19 protein-coding genes are annotated in these 20,455 nt (G+C 41.4%); 8 read left to right on the plus strand and 11 right to left on the minus strand.

The features are described from left to right. Positions 1 to 56: 56 nt before the first annotated feature. The 4 genes from infA to trxB all read right to left on the minus strand — a co-directional run bounded on the left by infA (position 57) and on the right by trxB (position 2,782). Positions 57 to 275, minus strand: coding sequence for a translation initiation factor IF-1 (gene infA / locus ACKLNX_RS14755; protein ID WP_006010397.1), 219 nt, complete (start codon positions 273 to 275; stop codon positions 57 to 59). A gap of 79 nt (positions 276 to 354) precedes the next feature. Beyond that, a complete protein-coding gene (locus ACKLNX_RS14760; protein ID WP_411693968.1) occupies positions 355 to 1,050 on the minus strand; it encodes an arginyltransferase in 696 nt (231 codons plus the stop codon). Next, entirely contained in the window at positions 1,047 to 1,784 is a 738-nt protein-coding gene (aat, locus tag ACKLNX_RS14765) for a leucyl/phenylalanyl-tRNA--protein transferase (protein ID WP_411693967.1), read from the minus strand. Before aat ends, ACKLNX_RS14760 begins: the two co-directional genes overlap by 4 nt. 47 nt (positions 1,785 to 1,831) lie before the next feature. Continuing rightward, on the minus strand, positions 1,832 to 2,782 hold the full coding sequence (gene trxB / locus ACKLNX_RS14770; protein WP_411693966.1) for a thioredoxin-disulfide reductase: 951 nt from the start codon (positions 2,780 to 2,782) through the stop codon (positions 1,832 to 1,834). 237 nt (positions 2,783 to 3,019) lie between these two features. Here trxB and yfbV point away from each other — a divergent pair, with 237 nt between their 5' ends. Continuing rightward, a complete protein-coding gene (gene yfbV / locus ACKLNX_RS14775) occupies positions 3,020 to 3,466 on the plus strand; it encodes a terminus macrodomain insulation protein YfbV (RefSeq protein ID WP_411693965.1) in 447 nt (148 codons plus the stop codon). A gap of 244 nt (positions 3,467 to 3,710) precedes the next feature. Here yfbV and ACKLNX_RS14780 read toward each other — a convergent pair whose 3' ends face one another. From ACKLNX_RS14780 to ACKLNX_RS14790, 3 genes are all read right to left on the minus strand, one after another. Further along, entirely contained in the window at positions 3,711 to 4,199 is a 489-nt protein-coding gene (locus tag ACKLNX_RS14780; protein ID WP_412972906.1) for a SprT family zinc-dependent metalloprotease, read from the minus strand. Between the two features lie 124 nt (positions 4,200 to 4,323). Then, entirely contained in the window at positions 4,324 to 6,189 is a 1,866-nt protein-coding gene (sppA, locus tag ACKLNX_RS14785; RefSeq protein WP_412972907.1) for a signal peptide peptidase SppA, read from the minus strand. Between the two features lie 157 nt (positions 6,190 to 6,346). Further along, the gene (locus ACKLNX_RS14790; RefSeq protein ID WP_411693962.1) at positions 6,347 to 6,523 is read right to left on the minus strand and encodes a hypothetical protein; all 177 of its coding nucleotides are present in this window, start codon (positions 6,521 to 6,523) and stop codon (positions 6,347 to 6,349) included. A 218-nt stretch (positions 6,524 to 6,741) separates the two neighbouring features. Between ACKLNX_RS14790 and ACKLNX_RS14795 the strand changes: the two genes are divergently transcribed. Further along, entirely contained in the window at positions 6,742 to 7,293 is a 552-nt protein-coding gene (locus tag ACKLNX_RS14795; protein WP_411693961.1) for an NAD(P)H nitroreductase, read from the plus strand. A 69-nt stretch (positions 7,294 to 7,362) separates the two neighbouring features. On the opposite strand, the gene pyk is transcribed toward ACKLNX_RS14795, so the two are convergent. Then, entirely contained in the window at positions 7,363 to 8,799 is a 1,437-nt protein-coding gene (pyk, locus tag ACKLNX_RS14800) for a pyruvate kinase (RefSeq protein ID WP_412972908.1), read from the minus strand. 37 nt (positions 8,800 to 8,836) lie between these two features. Continuing rightward, entirely contained in the window at positions 8,837 to 9,688 is an 852-nt protein-coding gene (locus ACKLNX_RS14805; protein ID WP_412972909.1) for a MurR/RpiR family transcriptional regulator, read from the minus strand. A 474-nt stretch (positions 9,689 to 10,162) separates the two neighbouring features. On the opposite strand from ACKLNX_RS14805, the gene zwf reads away from it, so the two are divergent. From zwf to ACKLNX_RS14830, 5 genes are read left to right on the plus strand one after another with little or no spacing between them, the layout of a single operon-like run. Then, complete coding sequence (gene zwf, locus ACKLNX_RS14810; RefSeq protein WP_412972910.1) at positions 10,163 to 11,668, plus strand: glucose-6-phosphate dehydrogenase; 1,506 nt, start codon at positions 10,163 to 10,165, stop codon at positions 11,666 to 11,668. 9 nt (positions 11,669 to 11,677) lie between these two features. Beyond that, positions 11,678 to 12,370: a 6-phosphogluconolactonase gene (gene pgl / locus ACKLNX_RS14815; RefSeq protein ID WP_412972911.1), complete on the plus strand. Its 693-nt coding sequence runs from the start codon at positions 11,678 to 11,680 to the stop codon at positions 12,368 to 12,370. 9 nt (positions 12,371 to 12,379) lie between these two features. Continuing rightward, positions 12,380 to 14,200: a phosphogluconate dehydratase gene (gene edd, locus ACKLNX_RS14820; RefSeq protein WP_411693956.1), complete on the plus strand. Its 1,821-nt coding sequence runs from the start codon at positions 12,380 to 12,382 to the stop codon at positions 14,198 to 14,200. 5 nt (positions 14,201 to 14,205) lie between these two features. Continuing rightward, the gene (glk, locus tag ACKLNX_RS14825; RefSeq protein ID WP_412972912.1) at positions 14,206 to 15,165 is read left to right on the plus strand and encodes a glucokinase; all 960 of its coding nucleotides are present in this window, start codon (positions 14,206 to 14,208) and stop codon (positions 15,163 to 15,165) included. Further along, on the plus strand, positions 15,165 to 15,800 hold the full coding sequence (locus ACKLNX_RS14830; RefSeq protein WP_412972913.1) for a bifunctional 4-hydroxy-2-oxoglutarate aldolase/2-dehydro-3-deoxy-phosphogluconate aldolase: 636 nt from the start codon (positions 15,165 to 15,167) through the stop codon (positions 15,798 to 15,800). Before glk ends, ACKLNX_RS14830 begins: the two co-directional genes overlap by 1 nt. A gap of 67 nt (positions 15,801 to 15,867) precedes the next feature. Here the strand turns inward: ACKLNX_RS14830 and ACKLNX_RS14835 are convergent, their stop codons facing one another. Further along, positions 15,868 to 16,749 (minus strand): D-hexose-6-phosphate mutarotase, encoded by an 882-nt coding sequence (locus ACKLNX_RS14835; RefSeq protein WP_412972914.1) that lies wholly within the window; start codon positions 16,747 to 16,749, stop codon positions 15,868 to 15,870. A 185-nt stretch (positions 16,750 to 16,934) separates the two neighbouring features. Beyond that, positions 16,935 to 17,930: a type I glyceraldehyde-3-phosphate dehydrogenase gene (gene gap / locus ACKLNX_RS14840; protein ID WP_412972915.1), complete on the minus strand. Its 996-nt coding sequence runs from the start codon at positions 17,928 to 17,930 to the stop codon at positions 16,935 to 16,937. 317 nt (positions 17,931 to 18,247) lie between these two features. Here gap and malQ point away from each other — a divergent pair, with 317 nt between their 5' ends. Next, entirely contained in the window at positions 18,248 to 20,443 is a 2,196-nt protein-coding gene (gene malQ / locus ACKLNX_RS14845) for a 4-alpha-glucanotransferase (protein WP_412972916.1), read from the plus strand. The last annotated feature ends 12 nt before the right edge of the window (positions 20,444 to 20,455 follow it).

Genomic DNA, 20,455 nt, shown 5'->3' on the forward strand with positions numbered 1-20,455 from the left:
CATAGTGCAAATGATATTAAGTATATACCCGACAGCTAAACGTCTTAGTTAGTCTATTAACGCGCTCTGTAGATGATACGGCCTTTACTTAGGTCGTATGGAGTCATCTCAACGGTAACTTTGTCACCAGTTAATATACGGATATAGTTTTTACGCATTTTACCTGAAATATGCGCAGTCACTACGTGACCATTTTCCAATTCAACTCGGAACATGGTGTTTGGAAGTGTATCTAACACAGTACCTTCCATTTCAATACAATCTTCTTTTGCCATCTAAAGCAATAACCTCAATTTGTTAGTCAATATTTTGCCGCGCAGAAGTTAACTCATATGCATTGGTATGTAAAGAGTTTCATGCTTTTTTTACAGATAAATGCCACTTATTATCGAAGAATCGCTCATGCGGGTAAAAGTTCTGTTTGTAATTCATTTTCTTACACGCATCAACTTGGTAGCCTAGATACAAGTAAGGTAGATTTTCATCTGCTGTTAGTTGAATTTGCTTTAGTATAAAAAAGATACCAAGAGAGCGTTTGCTCAAGCTTGGTTCAAAAAACGTATAAAGGGCAGAGTAGCCTTGATTGAGTTTATCTGTGACAGCTACGCCGATGAGTTCATCATCCAGATAAGCTTCTAAAAATAAGGGGCGTTGCCATTCGCAATCAACAAAACCATAGTATTGCTCCGGTGAAGCGGGAAACATACTGCCGTCAGAATGGATTTCGTTTACATACTTTTCGTAAAGCAAATAATACTCAGGCTTGTTTTCATCACTGATTTTTAATTCAATATCACTGTTTTTGGACAATACGCGTTTTTGACTTTTGCTTGGTTTGTGTGCCCGAGCCAAAACTCTAATCGATTGGCATTCATTGCAACTGACACACTGCGGGCGGTATATCTGTTCACCACTGCGGCGAAATCCATGCTCCGTTAAATCGGAAAAAGTACTTTTAAGAACGATGGCGGGTTCGACACAAACTAAGAGCTGCTCTTGTCGATCATCTAAGTAGTTGCAGTCGAATTGTTGGGTAATACCGAATTTCAAATTAACTCACTTAAAGATTGAGGTCGCCATACTTCATTGGCTACATGGAGGTTTTTACTGACTTCTAAACGTGAGATAAATTTTTCTCTCGGCATTGTTTCACAGCCTAAACTGCTTAAGTGAGGGGTTTCCATTTGGCAGTCTATAAACGCCATCTCATACTTACGCATATGTTGGACTAAAGCAAATAATGCTACTTTTGAGGCATCCGTTTTTGTGTGGAACATTGACTCTCCACAGAAGACGCCACCAATTGTGACACCATAGAGTCCACCAATGAGTGCTTCTTTATGCCAAACCTCGATTGATTGGGCGTAGCCAGCTTCGTGCAGTTTGATATACGCGTTAATCATCTCTTCAGTAATCCACGTGAGATGACTCGTTTCGCCAACGTGCCCAAGACCTGTTGCTTTTCTCGGTATTTTTGCGCATTGGTGAATGACGCCTAAAAAGTTGTTATTAAGCGTGACATGATATTGCGCGTTTTTAATAGTTTTAAGTAGACTTTTTGAAGCGTGAAATTTTTCAAGCTCTAATATGCCTCTTGGATCAGGTGACCACCAAAGATAGGGATCATCTTCGCCAAACCATGGGAAAATACCCGATTCGTAGGCGTTTATTAGACGAGTTGGTGAGAGATCCCCACCATAAGCTAATAAGCCGTTAGGCTCTATTAATGCGAAGTCGACGGTGGGGAAGCGATTGGTATGATCAAGTTTGAACAGTTCAAGCATACGGCAACTCTCTTTGAGTTACCGCATATATAAACTGACAAAGACGACTACTGGGCATCCAAGAACTTTTCTGCATCAAGTGCGGCCATGCAGCCTGTACCAGCTGAAGTAATGGCTTGTCTATAAACATGATCACTAACGTCACCTGCAGCAAAAACGCCTTCAACACTTGTTTGTGTTGCATTGCCTTCCAAGCCACTTTTAACTTTAATATAGCCATCTTTCATTTCTAACTGGCCTTCAAAGATACCGGTGTTTGGTGAATGACCGATTGCGATGAATAAGCCCATCACATCTACTTTAGAAATATCGCCAGTTTGCGTATCTTTTATGTTGATGCCAGTTACGCCCATGTCGTCACCAAGAACTTCATCAAGCTCTTTATTTAGGTGTAAAACGACGTTGCCATTCTTGGCTTTTTCCATTAATCGATCGGCAAGAATTTTTTCACTTCTAAATGATTCTCTGCGATGAATAACATGCACTTCAGAAGCAATATTAGATAGATAAAGCGCTTCTTCAACCGCTGTATTACCACCACCAACAACTGCGACTTTCTGATTTCTATAGAAGAAGCCATCACAAGTAGCGCAAGCTGAAACGCCTTTACCCATAAACGCTGTTTCAGATGGCAAACCAAGGTATTTGGCTGATGCACCTGTGCATATGATTAAGGAATCACATGTATAAGTGCCTTGATCACCCGTTAGAGTGAAAGGACGTTTAGTCAAATCGGTGGTATTGATATGATCGAAAATAATCTCAGTATCAAACTTTTCAGCATGCTTTTGCATACGGTCCATCAATGCTGGGCCGGTTAGGCCTTCAGGATCGCCTGGCCAGTTTTCAACATCAGTTGTTGTTGTTAGTTGACCGCCTTGTTGAATGCCTGTCAATAATACTGGATTTAAATTTGCTCTCGCGGCGTACACAGCTGCTGAATAGCCTGCTGGTCCAGACCCTAGTATTAGCAAGGGTACGTGTCTGGTTTCTGACATGTAAATCTCCGAAAAACTTCTTTTTAGTTGTAATCAATATTGGGACGCTTTAATTCAATTCAACATTGATCTTTGTGTATATGAGCAGGAGTATAAACTTAACTTAGGAAAGCCTCCATGCTTAATGACAATATCTGTCATTGTTTTCATCTGGTTTTCTTACTTTAAGAACGAATTGGTTCTTTTTTATGCTACTATACGCAGTAGGTCGGATTTAGTTTTAAATCGGTGAGAGACATGACGAAGCAAGTTCCTCAAATTATTCAGCAAGGCCAGAGATATATGGACTCTTGGCCTATGCAAAAGCAACTGTATGGCCTTTTTCCTGAGTGCCGAATTATTGCTGCAACTAAATTTGGCTTTAAGGTAATGCCTGCTCTCGCGGTTTTAACGGTTGCTGTGCAACTTCATTTCATCGGAACTTCACAACTTCCACAGGCCCTCACGCTTGGGATTTTCTTTTTGAGTTTACCAGTGCAAGGTCTTTTATGGCTCGGTTTTCGCTCGCAAAAAATACTTCCGCCTGCGATGAAAGCTTGGTATCAAGAGATTTACCAAAAAATGCAACAGCAGGGTTGTGCACTAGAGAGCCAAAAGAGGGAACCTCGTTTTCAAGAATTGGCAATGTTACTACGCACTGCATTTTCTGAATTAGATAAAGCGTTTACGAAGCATTTATTCTAGGGCTATGAACTAGTTTTATTATCTACTTTTAGAAATAGTCAAGCGCAAGTACTTATTGAGAGTTGCTGGTCATGTTTAAGCATTGCTAATAATTTAACTCTGTTATTCAGCAAACTTTGCTACTCACCGAACTCTGCCATTCACCAAGCTCTGCTACTCACCAAGCTCTGCCATTAACCAAGCTCTGCCATTCACTAAACGCTATTGCTCATTAGGTGATGAAGCACCTTAAGCAGTTGTCATTTCAACTTGGTAATAAGACAGTCTTGCATTTTTGGCAACGATACTGTTGTTTGCCTTTTTTTACTTTGTTGTGCCGTACTGCGCTGAGTTTAATGAGCTCAGGGCATTCACATTGATATGAAAACTCCCTCATACCAACACTGGCAACATCGAGCTTGTGAGTCACCGCAGCATCTAGTTTAAAGACGGCACGCATGACACTTTTCCATTCTGAGCCATGTGGTTTTACCTTTCCAAATTTTTGAAAGCAAACTAAGTGTGCAACTTCATGGGGGATGACTTGGCGCTTAAACTCTTCAATATTTTCAATGAAAAGCTGTTTATTTAGTTTAATAAGATTCTTTTGCAGATGGGCACTTCCAGCAATTTTGCCTCTTTGATTTAGAGCAATTGTGGGGAGTGTGAAGGCGGTCTTAAAGTAGTCTTCCGCAAGTTTAAAACTTGCGACCGTCACCGCATTAGCTGTATCAAATAGTTCTGTTTCAGTCATATTGATATTTTACGTTAGGTATAAAAAAATGGACAGTCGAAACTGTCCATTTATTCTCACTATTTTAAGTTCTCTTGCAACGAGCCACAACTAGCAAAAGCGGCTTGATAAGAAAAACAGAATATTAATTAACACTGCACTCAAGACACATGGCGTAAGATGCCATTGGGTCATTTAGTTGAGTGAATTGCTTTAAATCTGCATCGACTTTCGACAAGATTTCTTGGAACGCACTTGTTTTTGGCTCGATATCTAAACCAGAAAGCATCGACGCTGAACTGTTTAACAAATTCTGCCAGAACAATTCTTTTTCCGATAACTCTCTTACAATATATTTAGTGTCGTAGTCTTCCAACTCAGCTAGTGCAGCCGCAGACTCAATAGCGTCCTGCAGATCACCAAGTTTATCAACTAAACCTAATTCTAATGCTTGCGTGCCGATCCAAACTCTACCTTGAGCAATCTTATCAACGTCCTCAGTACTCATGCCACGCTCAGTCGCAACTAAGTTGATAAAACGCTCATATCCGCGCTCAATATTCATTTGAATAATCTGTTTAACACCGTCAGATAATCCAGTGGTAGGACCGATACCTGTCAACTCGGTTGTACCCACACCATCAGTTCTAACTCCAATATACTCTAAGGAATTCTCAAAGGTAGTCATCATACCGAATATACCAATTGAGCCTGTAACGGTGCTTGGCTCAGCAAAGATTTCATCTGCACTCGCAGATATCCAATAGCCGCCTGATGCCGCATAGGTTGCCATTGATGCAACAACCGGTTTACCAGCGGCTTTAATCAAGTCAATTTCTTTACGAATCACCTCAGAAGCAAATGCACTGCCGCCACCAGAATCAACTTGTAATACAACGGCTTTCACCTTGTCGTTCAATCGTGCATCACGCAACAAGGCTGCTGTGCTATCACCACCAATCGTACCAGCCTTTTGATTACCATCTAAAATAGTTCCTTTGGCAACGACGATAGCGACTTTATCTTTTGAAGATTCAGGTAATGCAATTTTAGGCGTAATTAAATCCAAATATTTGTTATAGCTGATTGTGTTGTAACCATCTTTATTATCTGCAGAGCCTAGAAGTTCAATCATTTCTTCTCTAAATTCATCTCGAGATTTTAGTCCGTCTATCCAACCATTTTGTAGCGCATATTCTGCAAAATCGCCCTTCACGGCAGCAAACTTTGGAATAAGTTGGTCTAATTTTTCATCGAAATTATTCATATCCATGTTACGAGCAGTAGCAACATCAGTTTTATACTGTGACCAGAGTTCATTCAGCCATACTTCATTCGCTAATCTCGCTTCTGGGGACATATCATTGCGCAAAAAAGGTTCTACAGCCGATTTAAATTTACCCACTTTAAATACATGTACAGAAGCACGTAATTTTTCTAAACCTTCTTTATAGTACATATTGTAACGACCATAACCTTCAATGATTAAACCGCCCATTGGGTTTAAGTAAAGGTTATCTGCGTAAGCAGCCAAGTAGTACTGGTTTTGACCGTAGTAGTCACCCATTGCATAAACAGGTTTACCGGCTGTTTTAAAGTCAGTTATCGCTTCAGCGACTAAACGCATTTTGTCCAAGCCGCCACCAGTTAAGCCTCCAAGCTTTAATACGATCGCTTTAATGCGCTTATCTTCTTTCGCGTTATTGATGACTTTAACTAAATCTCTGACAAGAATTTCAGGATTATCATTTCCTTGACCAAAAGCTTCGGCCGCAAATTTTTCAGCTGGGTCGATATAGGTTTGTTCAATCACTAAATTACCATTCAAATTTAGCACTAGCGCGCTGCTATTTGGTACGACTGCTTTTTCGCCACCTGAATTACTTATTCCGATTAGAATTGCAATGAGGATTATGAAGAAGATGACGTTCAAAATGAACTTGCGAGTAAAGTTGAGAACGTTCCAAGAACCCACGAAAAACGACTTAGTCCAACTCTTTTTTTCTGACATATGATTAATTTACCTTATAGTTTCCTTCATTTTCGATAATATCGAATCAAGATGAAAAACGAAAATGTTTAAATGTAATTGTTTGTTACCGACTAAAACTAACTAAATAATTTCCCTCTCAATGTGCTTGTTCAAAGTGCTTACTCAATACGCTTACTCAGCGTGTTTGTTCAATTTCTTCACTTATCCATGTTTGTAACAACTCAGCGATACGTTTGTGATCGTTTTCGGCAAAGCACATCAACAACGCACTTTGGCGCCTTTGAATCGACTCCGCCTTGGCATGTTTACGCATGATATTTTGAAGTGGTCTACTTTTTGTTTGCTTCTGCATTGATATTGTCTACATAGCTTGTTCCAGCATACTACCTTTTTTTCTGGTCGATGTTTATCGTGAGGGTGTACATTGCATTGAAGAACATCAATGTATAGTATCTGCTTAATTATATAGTAACTGTTTTTAATTACATGTAGAACTGTGCTTTAGGCTATTAATCTAGCCTTCAATTACTTACTTTTTCTATGTGTTTGTCGTTTTTTTAGGAGCCCATTATGCAAGCTTTAGATCTGCTATTAAATAGAAGTTCTCAGCCACGACTAACTGAGCCAGCGCCAGAAGGGGATGTGTTGGAGAATATAATGCAAGCAGCATTACGAGCCCCCGATCATCGATGCCTAACTCCGTGGAAATTTGTCGTCTGCAAAGGCAAAGGGCTTGTTAAGTTAGGTGAAGTTTTTGAACAAGCTGCTATTAATGCGGGTTATGAGCAAGCAGTCGTCGACCGAGCCGTGCAACTGCCTCTTAGAGCACCGATGGTGATTGTTGCTATATGTAAATACAAAGAAAATGACAAAGTGCCATGGGTTGAGCAAGTCGCATCAACAGCCTGTGCGGTTCATAGCATGCAAATGGCAGCTGTCGCTCAAGGTTTTCAGGGCGTTTGGCGTACTGGAAGTTATGCACAAGATAAGGTCGTGAAAGAAGCTTTTTCATGTTTTGATCAAGATGAAATTCTTGGCTTCCTTTACTTAGGTAGCAGCAAACTTAAAACCATGCCGAAACCTCAGCGAGAGAGTGCTGAGTATTTCGACGTTTGGGAATAAATATTGATTTAAATGTCTTGTGGGCGTGAAACGCCCACTGGGTAAATGTCTTATCACTCAAACTTGTTGCTAATCCAGAGTGACAATTTTGCAGGCGTTTGTCGCACCAACAGTTTCCATTCGATCGCCATAGGTCAATATAACTTGATCGCCACTTTGTAAAAGACCAGATTCTTTTAGTACATTGATAACATCCGTTGTAAGTGAACCCGGTAGGCTTTTAGTCGAATCAAAGTACAGTGGAATGACACCGCGATAAAGCGCCATCATATTAAGAGTGGCAGCGTGTCGTGACATCGCAATGATTGGCAGTGAAGTTGTTATTCTCGACATTAGTTTTGGCGTCGTGCCGCTTTCTGTTAAGCCAACAATCGCTTTAATCGTCGGTAAATGATTTGCAGCGTATACAGCAGCCATTGCCGTTGTTTCACTTACATCTTTAAAAAACTCTTCTAAGCGGTGTTTTGAAATCTGAACACTCGGATGTGATTCAGCTCCCTCGCATACTCTGGACATGGCTTTCACTGTTTCGACAGGGTATTTACCTGCAGCCGTTTCAGCCGATAGCATTACGGCGTCTGTGCCATCGAGTACTGCGTTCGCTACATCCATTACTTCGGCGCGAGTTGGCATCGGGCTTTCAATCATCGATTCCATCATTTGCGTTGCCGTAATCACAACACGATTCAATTGTCTTGAACGTGAAATTAGTTTCTTTTGCACGCCAACAAGCTCAGCGTCACCAATTTCAACGCCTAAATCACCGCGAGCAACCATCACTGCATCTGATGCTAGAATGATATCGTCCATAGCAGCTTCACTAGCAACGGTTTCGGCACGTTCAACTTTGGCGCAAATTTTTGCGTTTGAACCAGCTGCAACAGCAAGCTCTCTTGCATAATCGAGATCAGCGCCTGTGCGTGGGAAGGATACCGCTAGATAATCTACACCAATTTCTGCCGCTGTGAGTATATCGCGTTTATCTTTGTCGGTGAGCGCTTCGGCAGATAAACCACCACCTTGGCGATTAATGCCTTTATTATTGGAGAGTTTGCCACCGACAGTAACGGTAGTGATCACTTTGCGTCCCTCAACCCGAGTTACACTAAGTTGAATACGGCCGTCATCTAATAATAATAAATCACCTTCACTTACATCATCGGGTAGGGCTTTGTAGTCAATACCAACAACTTCATTTGTACCAGCATTGACTTCAAGTTCCGCGTCTAAGGTAAATGTTTGGCCAAGCTCTAGGTTTACCGAAGAATCTACAAATCGTGACACACGAATTTTTGGACCCTGAAGGTCACCTAAAATGGCTACATATTTATTTAGTTTCTTCGCCGCGGCTCTTACTTTGTTTGCGCGTTCAATGTGGTCCTGAGCATTTCCATGCGAGAAATTCATTCTAACAACGTTTGCTCCAGCTTCGATAATAGCTTCAATTGTTTCTTGTGTATCAGTTGCTGGTCCAAGCGTGGCTAATATTTTTGTTCTGCGCGACATATCTTTACTCTATTATTGTTGTGGATAGGGACTGCTATTAAATTTCAGTTTTAGTAAAGCGGCTACCTCGAAGGGTATCCTTTACTTTCTTCAAATTTTCTCTAAATTTGTTACCGCGACGGAGGGTGAAACCTGTCGCTAATACATCTATAAGTGTTAATTGCGCGATGCGAGAGGCCATTGGCATATACAAGTCAGTATCCTCCGGCACAGCAAGTGACAAGACATAACTACACTCTTTACTCAATGGGCTACCGGCGGAAGTGATGCCAACGACTACCGCGTCATTAGCTCTAGCAATTTGTGCTATTTCTACCAGACTTTTTGTTCGTCCCGTATGGGATATCAAAACAACGACATCTTCCTCAGTACAATTCATACAGCTCATTCGCTGCATCAGCGTATCTTCGAAATAAACGACAGGAACATTGAACCTGAAAAACTTATTAAGCGCATCGTGTGCAACTGAAGAAGAGGCCCCCATGCCAAAGAATGAGATTTTCTTTGCTTGGGTTAAAAGATCAACAACGCGATTCACCGTAGGGATGTCTATAGACTGCCGTGCGACTTCCAAAGACGCCATTGTGGATTCAAAAATCTTATTTGTATATTCGGCAGGGCTATCAAATTCATCGACGTGACGGTTTACGTATGGTGTACCGTTTGCGAGGCTTTGTGCTAGATGAAGCTTAAAGTCGGGGTAACCCTTTGTGTCGAGTCTTCTGCAAAAGCGGTTGACTGTTGGCTCACTTACATTGGACATTTTCGCTAATGTTGCAATTGAGGAGTGAATCGCAACTTGCGGGTTTGCCAGAATCACTTCAGCTACTTTCTTCTCTGATTTACTAAAATCCGTTTTTTGACGCGTGATCTTTTCAAGTATGTTCATTAATTTTGTCTCGCTAAAGAGTCTTTTTATTGGCTCTCTTTGTTGTTTCTATTGCGTTTCAAGACGATCGAAAGATCAGTTTTCACGCATGTGACAAGTTAAACTGTAATAATACTACGATTTTTTTTAGCGTTTGTCATTTATGTTGTAAGTTTTTGACAATAATAAATCAGATTGAAATTTGAAATAAAATTGATTTTATTGATTCGCTTCCAATCTTATTCTACTTAAGTGATTCGATAAAAGTGTTAGTGAAGTAGACTATAGCTGTTATAAATAAACACTTCTCTTGAATGTTAGATGAGTCATGAATTGATCAAATGTAAATTTAAATGGATCCCTCTAAATTTACTAAAGACTTTATGTTTTTGTTTTTGAACTGGTTGTAATATTACTACATTTGTTGTTTACTATAGGTCATAAATACCTGTCTATAATAACAATGTTGCATGACAAGAATGCAAAGAGGCTTCTATGAGTACAGATACAGGGGTAACTTCTACAGGTTACGAACCCATTGATTTCGTTTTATTTGGCACCCTTGGTGACTTAGCGAGACGCAAATTACTACCTTCACTTTACCAACTCGAAAAAGCAAATCTGCTAAACGAAGGTACAAAGATAATAGGTGTAGCACGCAACGAGATGTCGTTGGCTGACTATATTTCTGAAGTTAAGAGCAATATTACTAAATTTTTAGATGAACCCTTGTGCAAAGATACGTGGAAGCGGTTTGAAGTGCGTTTAGATTGCGTTCAAATCGATATGAAAAAAGCGAAAGATTATTCTAAGCTTTGTGAACATGTTGATGTATTAAGAACAATGGTTTGCTATTTTGCGACACCTCCATCTCTGTATGGTGATATTTGCCAAGGCATGAAAGCCGCAAATGTGATTGATGATAGCGTCAGAGTTGTATTAGAAAAGCCAATTGGTCACGATTTAGCGTCATCCAAAGTCATCAATGAGCAAGTTGCTGAATACTTTACTGAGAAACAAATTTATCGAATTGATCACTATTTAGGAAAGGAAACCGTTTTAAATTTGATCGCCTTACGTTTTGCAAACAGTATTTTTGCAACAAACTGGGATCATAACTGTATCGATCATGTGCAGATTAGTGTTGCTGAGTCAGTAGGAATTGAAGGCCGCTGGGGCTACTTCGATGATGCAGGTCAAATGCGAGATATGGTGCAAAACCACTTACTTCAAATTCTAACGCTTGTAGCGATGGAGCCACCGACCACCCTAGACGCTGACAGTATTCGTGATGAGAAGCTTAAAGTACTTAAAGCTTTGCGTCCGATAAACTCTGCCAACGTAGCTGAAAAAACAGTAAGAGGTCAGTATGTTTCTGGCTTTGTGCGTGGTGAAGAAGTGCCGGGTTACCTTGAAGAGCCAGATGCCAATCAGAAAAGTACAACTGAAACTTTTGTTGCTATTAAAGCTGAAATTGATAACTGGCGTTGGGCGGGTGTGCCGTTTTATTTAAGAACCGGCAAGCGTTTACCCAATAAAACCAGTGAAGTTGTTATCTACTTTAAGCGCCAGCCTCATAATTTGTTCAGCGGTAGTTTTAACACTTTGCCGCAAAATAAACTCGTCATTCGCTTGCAACCTGATGAAGGCGTTGAAATTACGGTAATGAATAAAGTACCAGGTTTGACGAGCACAGGTTCGATGGACTTACAGAAATCTAAACTTAATTTAAGTTTCTCTGAAGAATTTGAGTCAAAACGCATCGCGGATGCCTACGAGAAGCTATTATTAGAAGTGATGATCGGTAACCAAGCTTTGTTTGTGCGCAGAGATGAGATCGAACAAGCCTGGCATTGGGTCGATTCGATTCGCTCAGCTTGGGACGCAAGCAATGAGCCGCCAGCTAGCTATCAAGCCGGAACATGGGGACCCGTTTCGTCAATTGCATTGTTAGCAAGAGAAGAACGCTCTTGGTACGAAAGCAGAACTAAGCGTAAATAAGGGCTAACGATGAGCTTAAAAACAACAATTTTTAATTCAGCAAGTGAGCTTGTGACTGTATTCAGTCAGAGGATCGCCGATACATTAAAGCAATCCATAAGCGAGAATGGCGTTGCCAGCCTTGTGGTGAGCGGAGGTAGTACACCTTTGCCTTTATTCAAGGCCTTAGCAGTTCGCTCTATTGATTGGTCGAAAGTGAATATTACTTTGGCCGACGAGCGCTGGGTTTCGCCAAGTGATGCAGCCAGTAATGAAAAGTTGGTGAGAGAAGTTTTACTACAAGACAAAGCTGCAAGCGCCAATTTTATTCCCTTGAAAACTGCACATGATAATGCTGAAAATGCAGTAGAGCAGTTGAGCGCTACTTTCAGCAAAGTTGGGCCACCATTTGATATTGTTATTCTTGGTATGGGAGAGGACGGTCATACAGCCTCATTGTTCCCATGCTCCGCGCAAATAGAAGCGGGGCTAGACTTAAATTCCACGCAAACTTTCATTGCGACACAACCGACAACCGCACCACATCAGCGTATGTCACTAACTTTGCGCGCTTTAGTTAACAGCAAGCACGTGTTCTTGCACCTTACCGGACACAAAAAGCGTGAGGTTCTTGAACATGCCTTATCACACTCCACAGCATTGGAAAAACCGATAAAAGCGGTGTGCGATAACACTGAAGTCGAGTTGATGTGGGCGCCTTAGGAGAGAAAAATGAATCCAATTATTGAAGAAGTCACTCAACGAATTATTGAGCGCAGCAAAGAAACAAGAAAAGCTTATTTAGACAAAATTGAAAGAGCACGCAAGCAAGGCCCGCTGAGAGGAGCCCTGTCTTGTGGCAATTTGGCGCATGGTTTTGCTGCTTGTAATACAGAAGATAAATCTGATTTACGTAGCATGATAAAAGCGAACGTAGCAATCATATCTTCATACAATGACATGCTATCAGCTCATCAGCCATACGAAACGTATCCACAAAAAATTAAACAAGCAATTAAAGAAGTAGGCAGTGTTGCACAATTTGCAGGCGGCGTTCCGGCAATGTGTGATGGTGTTACTCAAGGCAATGCGGGTATGGAACTTAGCTTGATGAGCCGCGACAACATTGCGATGGGGGCAGGAATCGCCTTATCCCACAACATGTTTGACGCTACGATTATGTTAGGTATCTGCGACAAGATTGTTCCTGGCTTATTGTTGGGTGGATTGAGTTTCGGGCATTTGCCAACGGTGTTTGTGCCAGCCGGCCCAATGCCATCAGGTTTACCGAATAAAGAAAAAGCACGAGTACGTCAAGCATATGCGGAAGGCAAAGTAGGGCGTGATGAACTCCTTGAGGCTGAATCTCAGTCTTATCATTCTGCGGGTACTTGTACATTTTATGGCACGGCGAATAGTAACCAACTTGTCGTCGAAGTTATGGGACTGCATTTACCTGGTGCATCATTCGTCAACCCAGGCACACCTTTGCGTGATGCACTAACGAAAGCTGCTTCCGTTCAAGCAACTCGTTTGACAGACTTGGGCGACAACTATATGCCAATTGGTCATATCGTTGATGCGAAAGCAATGGTAAACGGTATCGTTGCGCTACTTGCTACGGGTGGCTCTACTAATCATACAATGCACTTAGTCGCTGTAGCGAGAGCTGCAGGACTGATTATTAATTGGGATGATTTCTCTGATCTCTCTAAAGCCACTCCGCTACTAACCCGGATTTATCCTAACGGCTCGGCTGACATTAACCACTTCACAGCTGCTGGCGGCATGAGCCTGTTATTCAAACAGCTATTAGATGTTGGTCTTCTGCACAATGACGTGAATACGATATGTGGAAGAGGTTTGGAGCAATATACAAAAGAACCTGTGCTACGTGACGGTGAATTGTCATGGGTCGACGGACCCAAAGAATCTCTTGATAAAACGGTATTAGCGACAGTCGCCGAACCCTTCAAACCGGATGGCGGTTTATCGGTATTAGAGGGCAATATTGGACGTGCAGTGATGAAAACATCGGCATTACGTGATCCAAACTGCTACATAAAAGCACCTGCGGTTGTTTTTGAAGATCAATATGCATTGGATAAAGCCTTCAACGATGGTGATTTAAACAAAGATTGTATCGTAGTAGTGCGCTTCCAAGGCCCCGCAGCTATTGGTATGCCAGAACTGCATCGTTTAACTCCGCCATTGGGAGTATTGCAAGACAAAGGCTTTAAAGTCGCCTTAGTTACGGATGGCCGTATGTCTGGTGCCTCGGGTAAAGTGCCTGCAGCAATCCACCTTACACCTGAAGCATACAAAGGTGGCTTAATAGCAAAAATTAAAGATGGCGACATCATTGAGTTGGATACGTCGTCGGGTCAGTTTACTTTGCACGTAGATGATGCTGAATTAGCGTCTCGTGAATTTGCAAAAGCTGACTTAAGTAGCAGTCATGTTGGTATGGGCAGAGAGATGTTCGGCGGCATGCGAGCTTCACTTACAGGCGCTGAACAGGGCGCGTGTTCATTATTCTTTGAACAAGAGTAAGCAATATGAAGAAGATGTTCGTTGCTGATGTGGGTGGTACAAATATTCGTTTGGCCTTGGTAGAAAACGGTAGCTTGCAAAAAATCACAAAGTATTTGTGCAATCAATTTGACACTATTACAGACGCAATCAATCAATTTGCGCGTGATGTTAAAGTTGAAAACTTCGATAGTGGCTGTATTGCGATTGCTTGCCCTGTGAACAATGATTTAGTCAAGATGACAAATCACACCTGGGCATTTTCAAAAAAGGCACTACAGGATGAACTGCAGCTAGAAAAACTACTCGTTATTAACGACTTTTCTGCCGTAGCTCATTCATTACCTACGTTAAGTAGCCAACAATTAATTCAAATTGGTTCTGGTTCGCCGGAAGCTAAAGGTAATATTGCCGTATTTGGCCCTGGCACGGGATTAGGTGTTGAACACCTTACTTGGACAAATACCGGATGGCAGACCTTAGACGGCGAGGGGGGTCATGTCGACTTCGCACCAAATGATGAGCAAGATCTTATTGTTTGGCGTTATATTAAATCGAAACTAGGTCGTGTGCCTGCCGAGGAACTTCTATCTGGACGTGGCATTGTTAATATTTACAATGCAATTTCCCTGCATGAGGGATTTACTCCGGAGTTCAGCGAGCCAGCCGAAATTACGAAACATGCCTTAGATTATACAAACCCAAGGTGCGTAAAAGCCGTTCAACAGTTCTGTCGTGTGATGGGCAGTTTTGCAGGAAACCTCGCATTAAATCTTTGCACTACGGGTGGTGTGTTTATCGGTGGAGGCGTTGCGTCACGTTTGGGCGAATTCTTTGTGAACAGCGAGTTTCGTAAAAAGTTCGAAGACAAAGGCAATTTTGCTGGATACGTACAAAATATCCCAACTTATTTAATTAATGAACCCGATCACGGTTTACTAGGCGCGTTAGCCTATTTATTACAACAAACAAAAGAGAATGATTGATGATGAATAACTGGACCATTTCCTCAGAAGAGATTTTTAAGCAAGGACCGGTTGTGCCTGTTCTCGTAATTGAAAATGTTGAAGATGCTGTTCCTATTGCCAAAGCTCTTATGGCAGGTGGTATTAATGTATTAGAAGTTACCTTGCGAACAGACGCTGCAATGGATGTTATTCGTACCATTGCACGTGAACTACCCGACGCTTATATTGGCGCTGGGACAGTCACTAATCGTGAACAACTAAAAGCAGTAACGGAGGCCGGTGCGAAATTCGCTATTAGCCCTGGTCTAACTGCAGACTTGTTGAAAGCAGGGCAAGAGGGAACTATCCCACTTATTCCTGGTGTTTCGAATATCTCTGACTTAATGACCGCTAAAGATGCCGGTTACTCACATCTTAAGTTTTTCCCTGCAGAAGCGGCTGGCGGTGTGAATGCTTTGAAGTCTATTGGCGGCCCATTCCCTGATATTGCATTTTGTCCTACAGGCGGTATTAGCCCTAGCAACTACAAAGACTATTTAGCATTACCCAATGTTAGATGTTGCGGTGGTTCATGGTTAGCGCCGAATGATGCTATTGAAAACAAACAGTGGTCAACGATTACTGAATTGGCAAAGCAAGCTGTCAACGTTTAGTCAATGAGAGTGCGCAACGATCCTTGCGCACTTTTATCTATCAGCTTTCCTCAGAAAATTTGCCTCTCTAGGAAATAACCTGAATCAACGAGTGTTGCTGTTTCCCCTCTACAATAAGACCTTGCGTAATTGACGCTTCAACACACAGCATACTCAAATAAGCATCTTGTCCCATATCCAACATTGATTTACTTTTTTCAGCCCACGGGTTCCAAACCACCACTGAGTCATGACCTTGTTGAGCTATATTTATAGTTGTTTGAGCGCCCTTAACTTCGATCTCATTAAACTGATTGCTTTGGTCTTGCAAATGAATTCTGTCGGTTTCATCATTAATTGAGTAAGGTAAGGATTGTTCGGTTACAGTGCCATTCTTAGTTTGATCAATATACTTGCCCTCAATTCCTTGGATGCTTGTCCTGTTAATGTCAGTAATATTGAAATAGGTATGTAAAGCCGCGGTAATTTTTGCAGGCTCAAGGCTGTTATTCTCTGTAATTAGCTTTAAGCTACATTTGTCTGAGAATGAAATGACTAAGCTTACTGACAAGTGCTCTGAGAATTCGTATAAACCAAGCTGAGTAGGCTGTAGTGTAATGCGAGTCTCTGTAGAGCTTTCTACAATTTCAACGAGATGCCAATCTTGGGTTCGGACAAAGCCATGTGCTGGGATTGTTTCGCTGCTTTTTTCAGAGTAGGGGTACATCGGTCCAAACCACGGCCAACAAATCGGAACACCACCGCGAATTGGTTTGCTTTTGTCATAAATAGCAGAAGGGCTCACCCATAAACGATCTATGTTATCCGCACATGGAATGAAACTGAGTAGATGCGCGCCAAACAGTGATATCTCAGCCTTACAATGTTCATTGCTGATCTGTAATGTACTTAGCTTCCCCCTTGTGCCGCTTGCAACTGAACGATAGCTATTACCTTTAAACGTATACATAGTTTGGCCTTAAACAGTGAATCATGATTATAAAAACAAAAAAGACGGCGCAGGGCCGTCTTTGACATATAGTACATTACTTTTCGTTTGGTCTTAATAAGCAATCACATTATTTCGAATCACTTTCTTTAGAAGTACTTTTAATCAGAAGTGCCTTATTCAAAAGTGCTTTACTTCGGAACAGTTTATTTTGAGATATGGGAAACCAAATCCAAAACGCGATTCGAATAACCAACTTCATTATCGTACCAAGAGACTACTTTCACGAATGTATCAGTAAGAGAGATACCTGCTTTTGCATCAAAAATACTGGACAATGTGTCGCCGATAAAATCTTGTGAAACAACGGCATCTTCAGTGTAACCTAGTACACCTTTTAGCGACCCCTCAGAGGCAGCTTTCATTACTTCACAAATACGCTCATAACTTGCTGGTTTTTCAAGGTTAACCGTTAGGTCAACAACTGACACGTTTGCTGTTGGTACTCTAAACGCCATGCCTGTCAGTTTACCATTTAACTCCGGTATTACTTTACCAACGGCTTTAGCTGCTCCTGTAGATGACGGTATGATGTTCTGTGATGCACCGCGTCCTCCGCGCCAATCTTTCAATGAAGGACCGTCTACAGTTTTCTGCGTCGCTGTCATCGCATGCACAGTGGTCATTAAGCCATCTTTAATACCAAACTCATCGTTTAACACTTTTGCGATAGGGGCTAGACAGTTTGTGGTACAAGACGCATTTGAAACGATAGTTTGCCCAGCATATTCATTATGGTTAACACCCATAACAAACATAGGTGTATCGTCTTTAGAGGGAGCCGATAAAACAACTTTCTTTGCACCCGCTACAATATGCTTTTCAGCCGTTTCTTTAGTAAGAAATAAGCCTGTCGCGTCGACAACTACATCAGCATCGACCTCGTTCCATGCTAAATTTTCAGGATTTTTTTCAGCCGTGACTCGAATCGCTTTGCCATTTACAATTAGCTTCCCGTCTTTAACTTCAACAGTTCCATTGAATCGGCCATGCGTAGAGTCATATTTAAACATGTATGCGATGTAATCTAAATCCAATAAGTCGTTGATCGCTACTACATTTATATCATCGCGTGTTACTGCAGCTCGCAAGACCAATCGACCAATCCTACCGAAACCATTTATACCGACATTAATAGCCATGAGAAACCTCTGTTAAAATGTAAATTCATTGTTTGAAATAAAATTACAAAAATTATTGATCAAAAGTGGGTGTATTGCAAAGTTATATCAGTATTTGTTGTTTAATTACAGTTTTTCGAGCTAATATACCTATGCAAACGTATTCAATACCCTAAGCGCCGGATTTATTGAATAATGCTTAATCAATATTGTTTTTTCAAAAAGTTACGTTACAGAAAATACGTCACGAAAATACGTCACGAAAAAATGTAACAAAAACGCTAACAAATTTTTTTGGTGCATCAACACGCTTGAGACCGAAAATTAGGATAAATTACATGAGCGAGTTAATTGAAGGTTTAGTGGCGTCCCGAGGAATAGAGTCTGCATTCGTAGACGCTTGGGGAAAACCGGCGACAGTAAGCGATGATACCAAAATCAAACTTCTTAAAGCGATGGGTTATACCGTCGATGATCAAGAAGCACTAGAAATTCAAGTCGAAGATAGTGTTGTTAAGCAGTGGTTATCTTCACTTAATCCTGTTCAAGTCTTAAAGCACGACGAACCGTTCATTTTTCCTTTACGTGTATCCATTGAAATGGCGGCTCAAGCCTTAACGCTTGAAGTTCACTTAGAAGACGGAGCAATTGAATCTCGAGAAATAGAAGCGGTTGAACATCAATTAATCAACGTTGCAGAAATTGAAGACGAAGAGTTTCATGAATATGCAATTACGCTCGACGTAGATTTGCCTATGGGCTACCACAAACTCACAGTCAAACAGGGTGATGTAGAAATGGCATCATCGTCTATTATCAAAGTCCCAGAAAGATGCTTTATTCCTGATGATATTGAAAAAGGAAAGAAGATATGGGGCTTAAGTGTCCAACTTTACTGTGTAAGAAGCAGAAGAAATTGGGGAATAGGTGACTTTACCGACCTAGCGTTACTGGTCAAAAAAGCAGGTGACAATGGCGCTGATTTTGTTGGATTAAATCCAATTCATGAGTTATACCCAGCGAACCCTGAATCTTGCAGCCCATATGGACCAAGTTCTCGCCGTTGGCTGAACTATTTATACATCGATGTTGAGCAAGTTCCTGAATTCGATAATAGCGTGGTGAAAGCTTGGTTTAAGGAGCAGGCAATCGATAAGCAATTAGAAAACTTACGGGCCTGTGACTACGTCGACTACGAAGGCGTCGCTGCTGTAAAACTAGCGGCTTTAAATCAAGTTTTTGAACAATACAGAACAAACTATTTAAGCAAGAACACGAAGCAGAATAAAGCGTTTAAAACCTTTGTTGCGCAAGGCGGCGAAAGCCTGCAAACGCTTGCGGTTTTTGAAGCTTTACAGGAAAAGCTTAAAGCTGAAGGGAGAGAATGTTGGGGCTGGCCAGTATTTCCTGAAGAATATAATGCCTATGAAAACCCTAGTGTAGCTAAATTTGCGAAGCAAAATAAAAACAGAGTTAATTTTTACTTATTCTTACAATGGCAAGCTGCATTGCAATTTGAAGCGGCTAGTCAAGCTGCAAGCGATGCTGGCATGTCTATTGGCCTATATCGCGATCTTGCTGTTGGTGTGAGTGAAGGAAGCGCGGAAATATGGGGTAACAAAGACCTCTATTGCACAGACGCGAGTGTTGGCGCGCCGCCAGACATACTTGGTCCTCTGGGTCAAAACTGGGGCTTGCCTCCAATGGATCCAATAAAGCTTTATGAGCAAGCCTATCAGCCAATTATCGATTTATTTTCGTCCAATATGCATGCCTCAGGCGCTTTACGCATAGATCACGTTATGGCTTTACTACGATTGTGGTGGGTATACCGAGGCGATCATGCGAGTAAAGGTGGCTATGTTTGTTATCCGGTTGAGGATTTGCTGGGCATTTTGGCACTGGAAAGTCAGCGCAACCAAAGTTTAGTGATTGGTGAAGATTTAGGAACCGTCCCTGAAGAAATACGTTCTAAACTGGCTGATAATGGCATGTACTCTTACCGCGTTTTCTTCTTCGAACAAGCAGAAGACGGTGGATTCTATGCGCCTGAACATTATCCTGAACAGTCAATGGCAACACTAACAACCCATGATATGCCTACCTTAATTGGTTACTGGCATTGTGATGATCTTGCATTAGGCAAAGATGTAGGTTTGTATCCAGATGCCGACGTACTTGCTAATCTTTATGATACAAGGCATGAAAATAAACAACATATTCTAAATACATTGCATGGACACCATTCAATTTCCAGCAACATTAGTCATAATGTGAATGAAGTAGGCATGACCAAAGAACTCAACTACGGCATGCAAACACACATGGCGGCAGGGTCGAGTGCACTACTTAGTTTGCAACTTGAAGACTGGTTGGAAATGGATAAGCCAGTAAATATTCCTGGAACCTTCAAAGAATATCCAAACTGGAAGCGAAAACTGTCTCGCAATCTAGAGGATATATTTGCAGATGATGCTATTGTATCCTTAGCTAAAAACTTGACCAATAGAAGAAACGTGGCAAGCAACAATTAAACATTTATGGAG

Source organism: Glaciecola sp. MF2-115, from assembly GCF_047250385.1.
Taxonomy (GTDB): domain Bacteria; phylum Pseudomonadota; class Gammaproteobacteria; order Enterobacterales; family Alteromonadaceae; genus Glaciecola.

Coding starts and splice junctions, on each gene's coding strand:
- infA (WP_006010397.1), bottom strand. CDS start 275: ATGGCAAAAGAAGATTGTATTGAAATGGAAGGTACTGTGTTAGATACA.
- aat (WP_411693967.1), bottom strand. CDS start 1,784: ATGCTTGAACTGTTCAAACTTGATCATACCAATCGCTTCCCCACCGTC.
- trxB (WP_411693966.1), bottom strand. CDS start 2,782: ATGTCAGAAACCAGACACGTACCCTTGCTAATACTAGGGTCTGGACCA.
- yfbV (WP_411693965.1), top strand. CDS start 3,020: ATGACGAAGCAAGTTCCTCAAATTATTCAGCAAGGCCAGAGATATATG.
- ACKLNX_RS14780 (WP_412972906.1), bottom strand. CDS start 4,199: ATGACTGAAACAGAACTATTTGATACAGCTAATGCGGTGACGGTCGCA.
- sppA (WP_412972907.1), bottom strand. CDS start 6,189: ATGTCAGAAAAAAAGAGTTGGACTAAGTCGTTTTTCGTGGGTTCTTGG.
- ACKLNX_RS14790 (WP_411693962.1), bottom strand. CDS start 6,523: ATGCAGAAGCAAACAAAAAGTAGACCACTTCAAAATATCATGCGTAAA.
- ACKLNX_RS14795 (WP_411693961.1), top strand. CDS start 6,742: ATGCAAGCTTTAGATCTGCTATTAAATAGAAGTTCTCAGCCACGACTA.
- pyk (WP_412972908.1), bottom strand. CDS start 8,799: ATGTCGCGCAGAACAAAAATATTAGCCACGCTTGGACCAGCAACTGAT.
- ACKLNX_RS14805 (WP_412972909.1), bottom strand. CDS start 9,688: ATGAACATACTTGAAAAGATCACGCGTCAAAAAACGGATTTTAGTAAA.
- zwf (WP_412972910.1), top strand. CDS start 10,163: ATGAGTACAGATACAGGGGTAACTTCTACAGGTTACGAACCCATTGAT.
- pgl (WP_412972911.1), top strand. CDS start 11,678: ATGAGCTTAAAAACAACAATTTTTAATTCAGCAAGTGAGCTTGTGACT.
- edd (WP_411693956.1), top strand. CDS start 12,380: ATGAATCCAATTATTGAAGAAGTCACTCAACGAATTATTGAGCGCAGC.
- glk (WP_412972912.1), top strand. CDS start 14,206: ATGAAGAAGATGTTCGTTGCTGATGTGGGTGGTACAAATATTCGTTTG.
- ACKLNX_RS14830 (WP_412972913.1), top strand. CDS start 15,165: ATGATGAATAACTGGACCATTTCCTCAGAAGAGATTTTTAAGCAAGGA.
- ACKLNX_RS14835 (WP_412972914.1), bottom strand. CDS start 16,749: ATGTATACGTTTAAAGGTAATAGCTATCGTTCAGTTGCAAGCGGCACA.
- gap (WP_412972915.1), bottom strand. CDS start 17,930: ATGGCTATTAATGTCGGTATAAATGGTTTCGGTAGGATTGGTCGATTG.
- malQ (WP_412972916.1), top strand. CDS start 18,248: ATGAGCGAGTTAATTGAAGGTTTAGTGGCGTCCCGAGGAATAGAGTCT.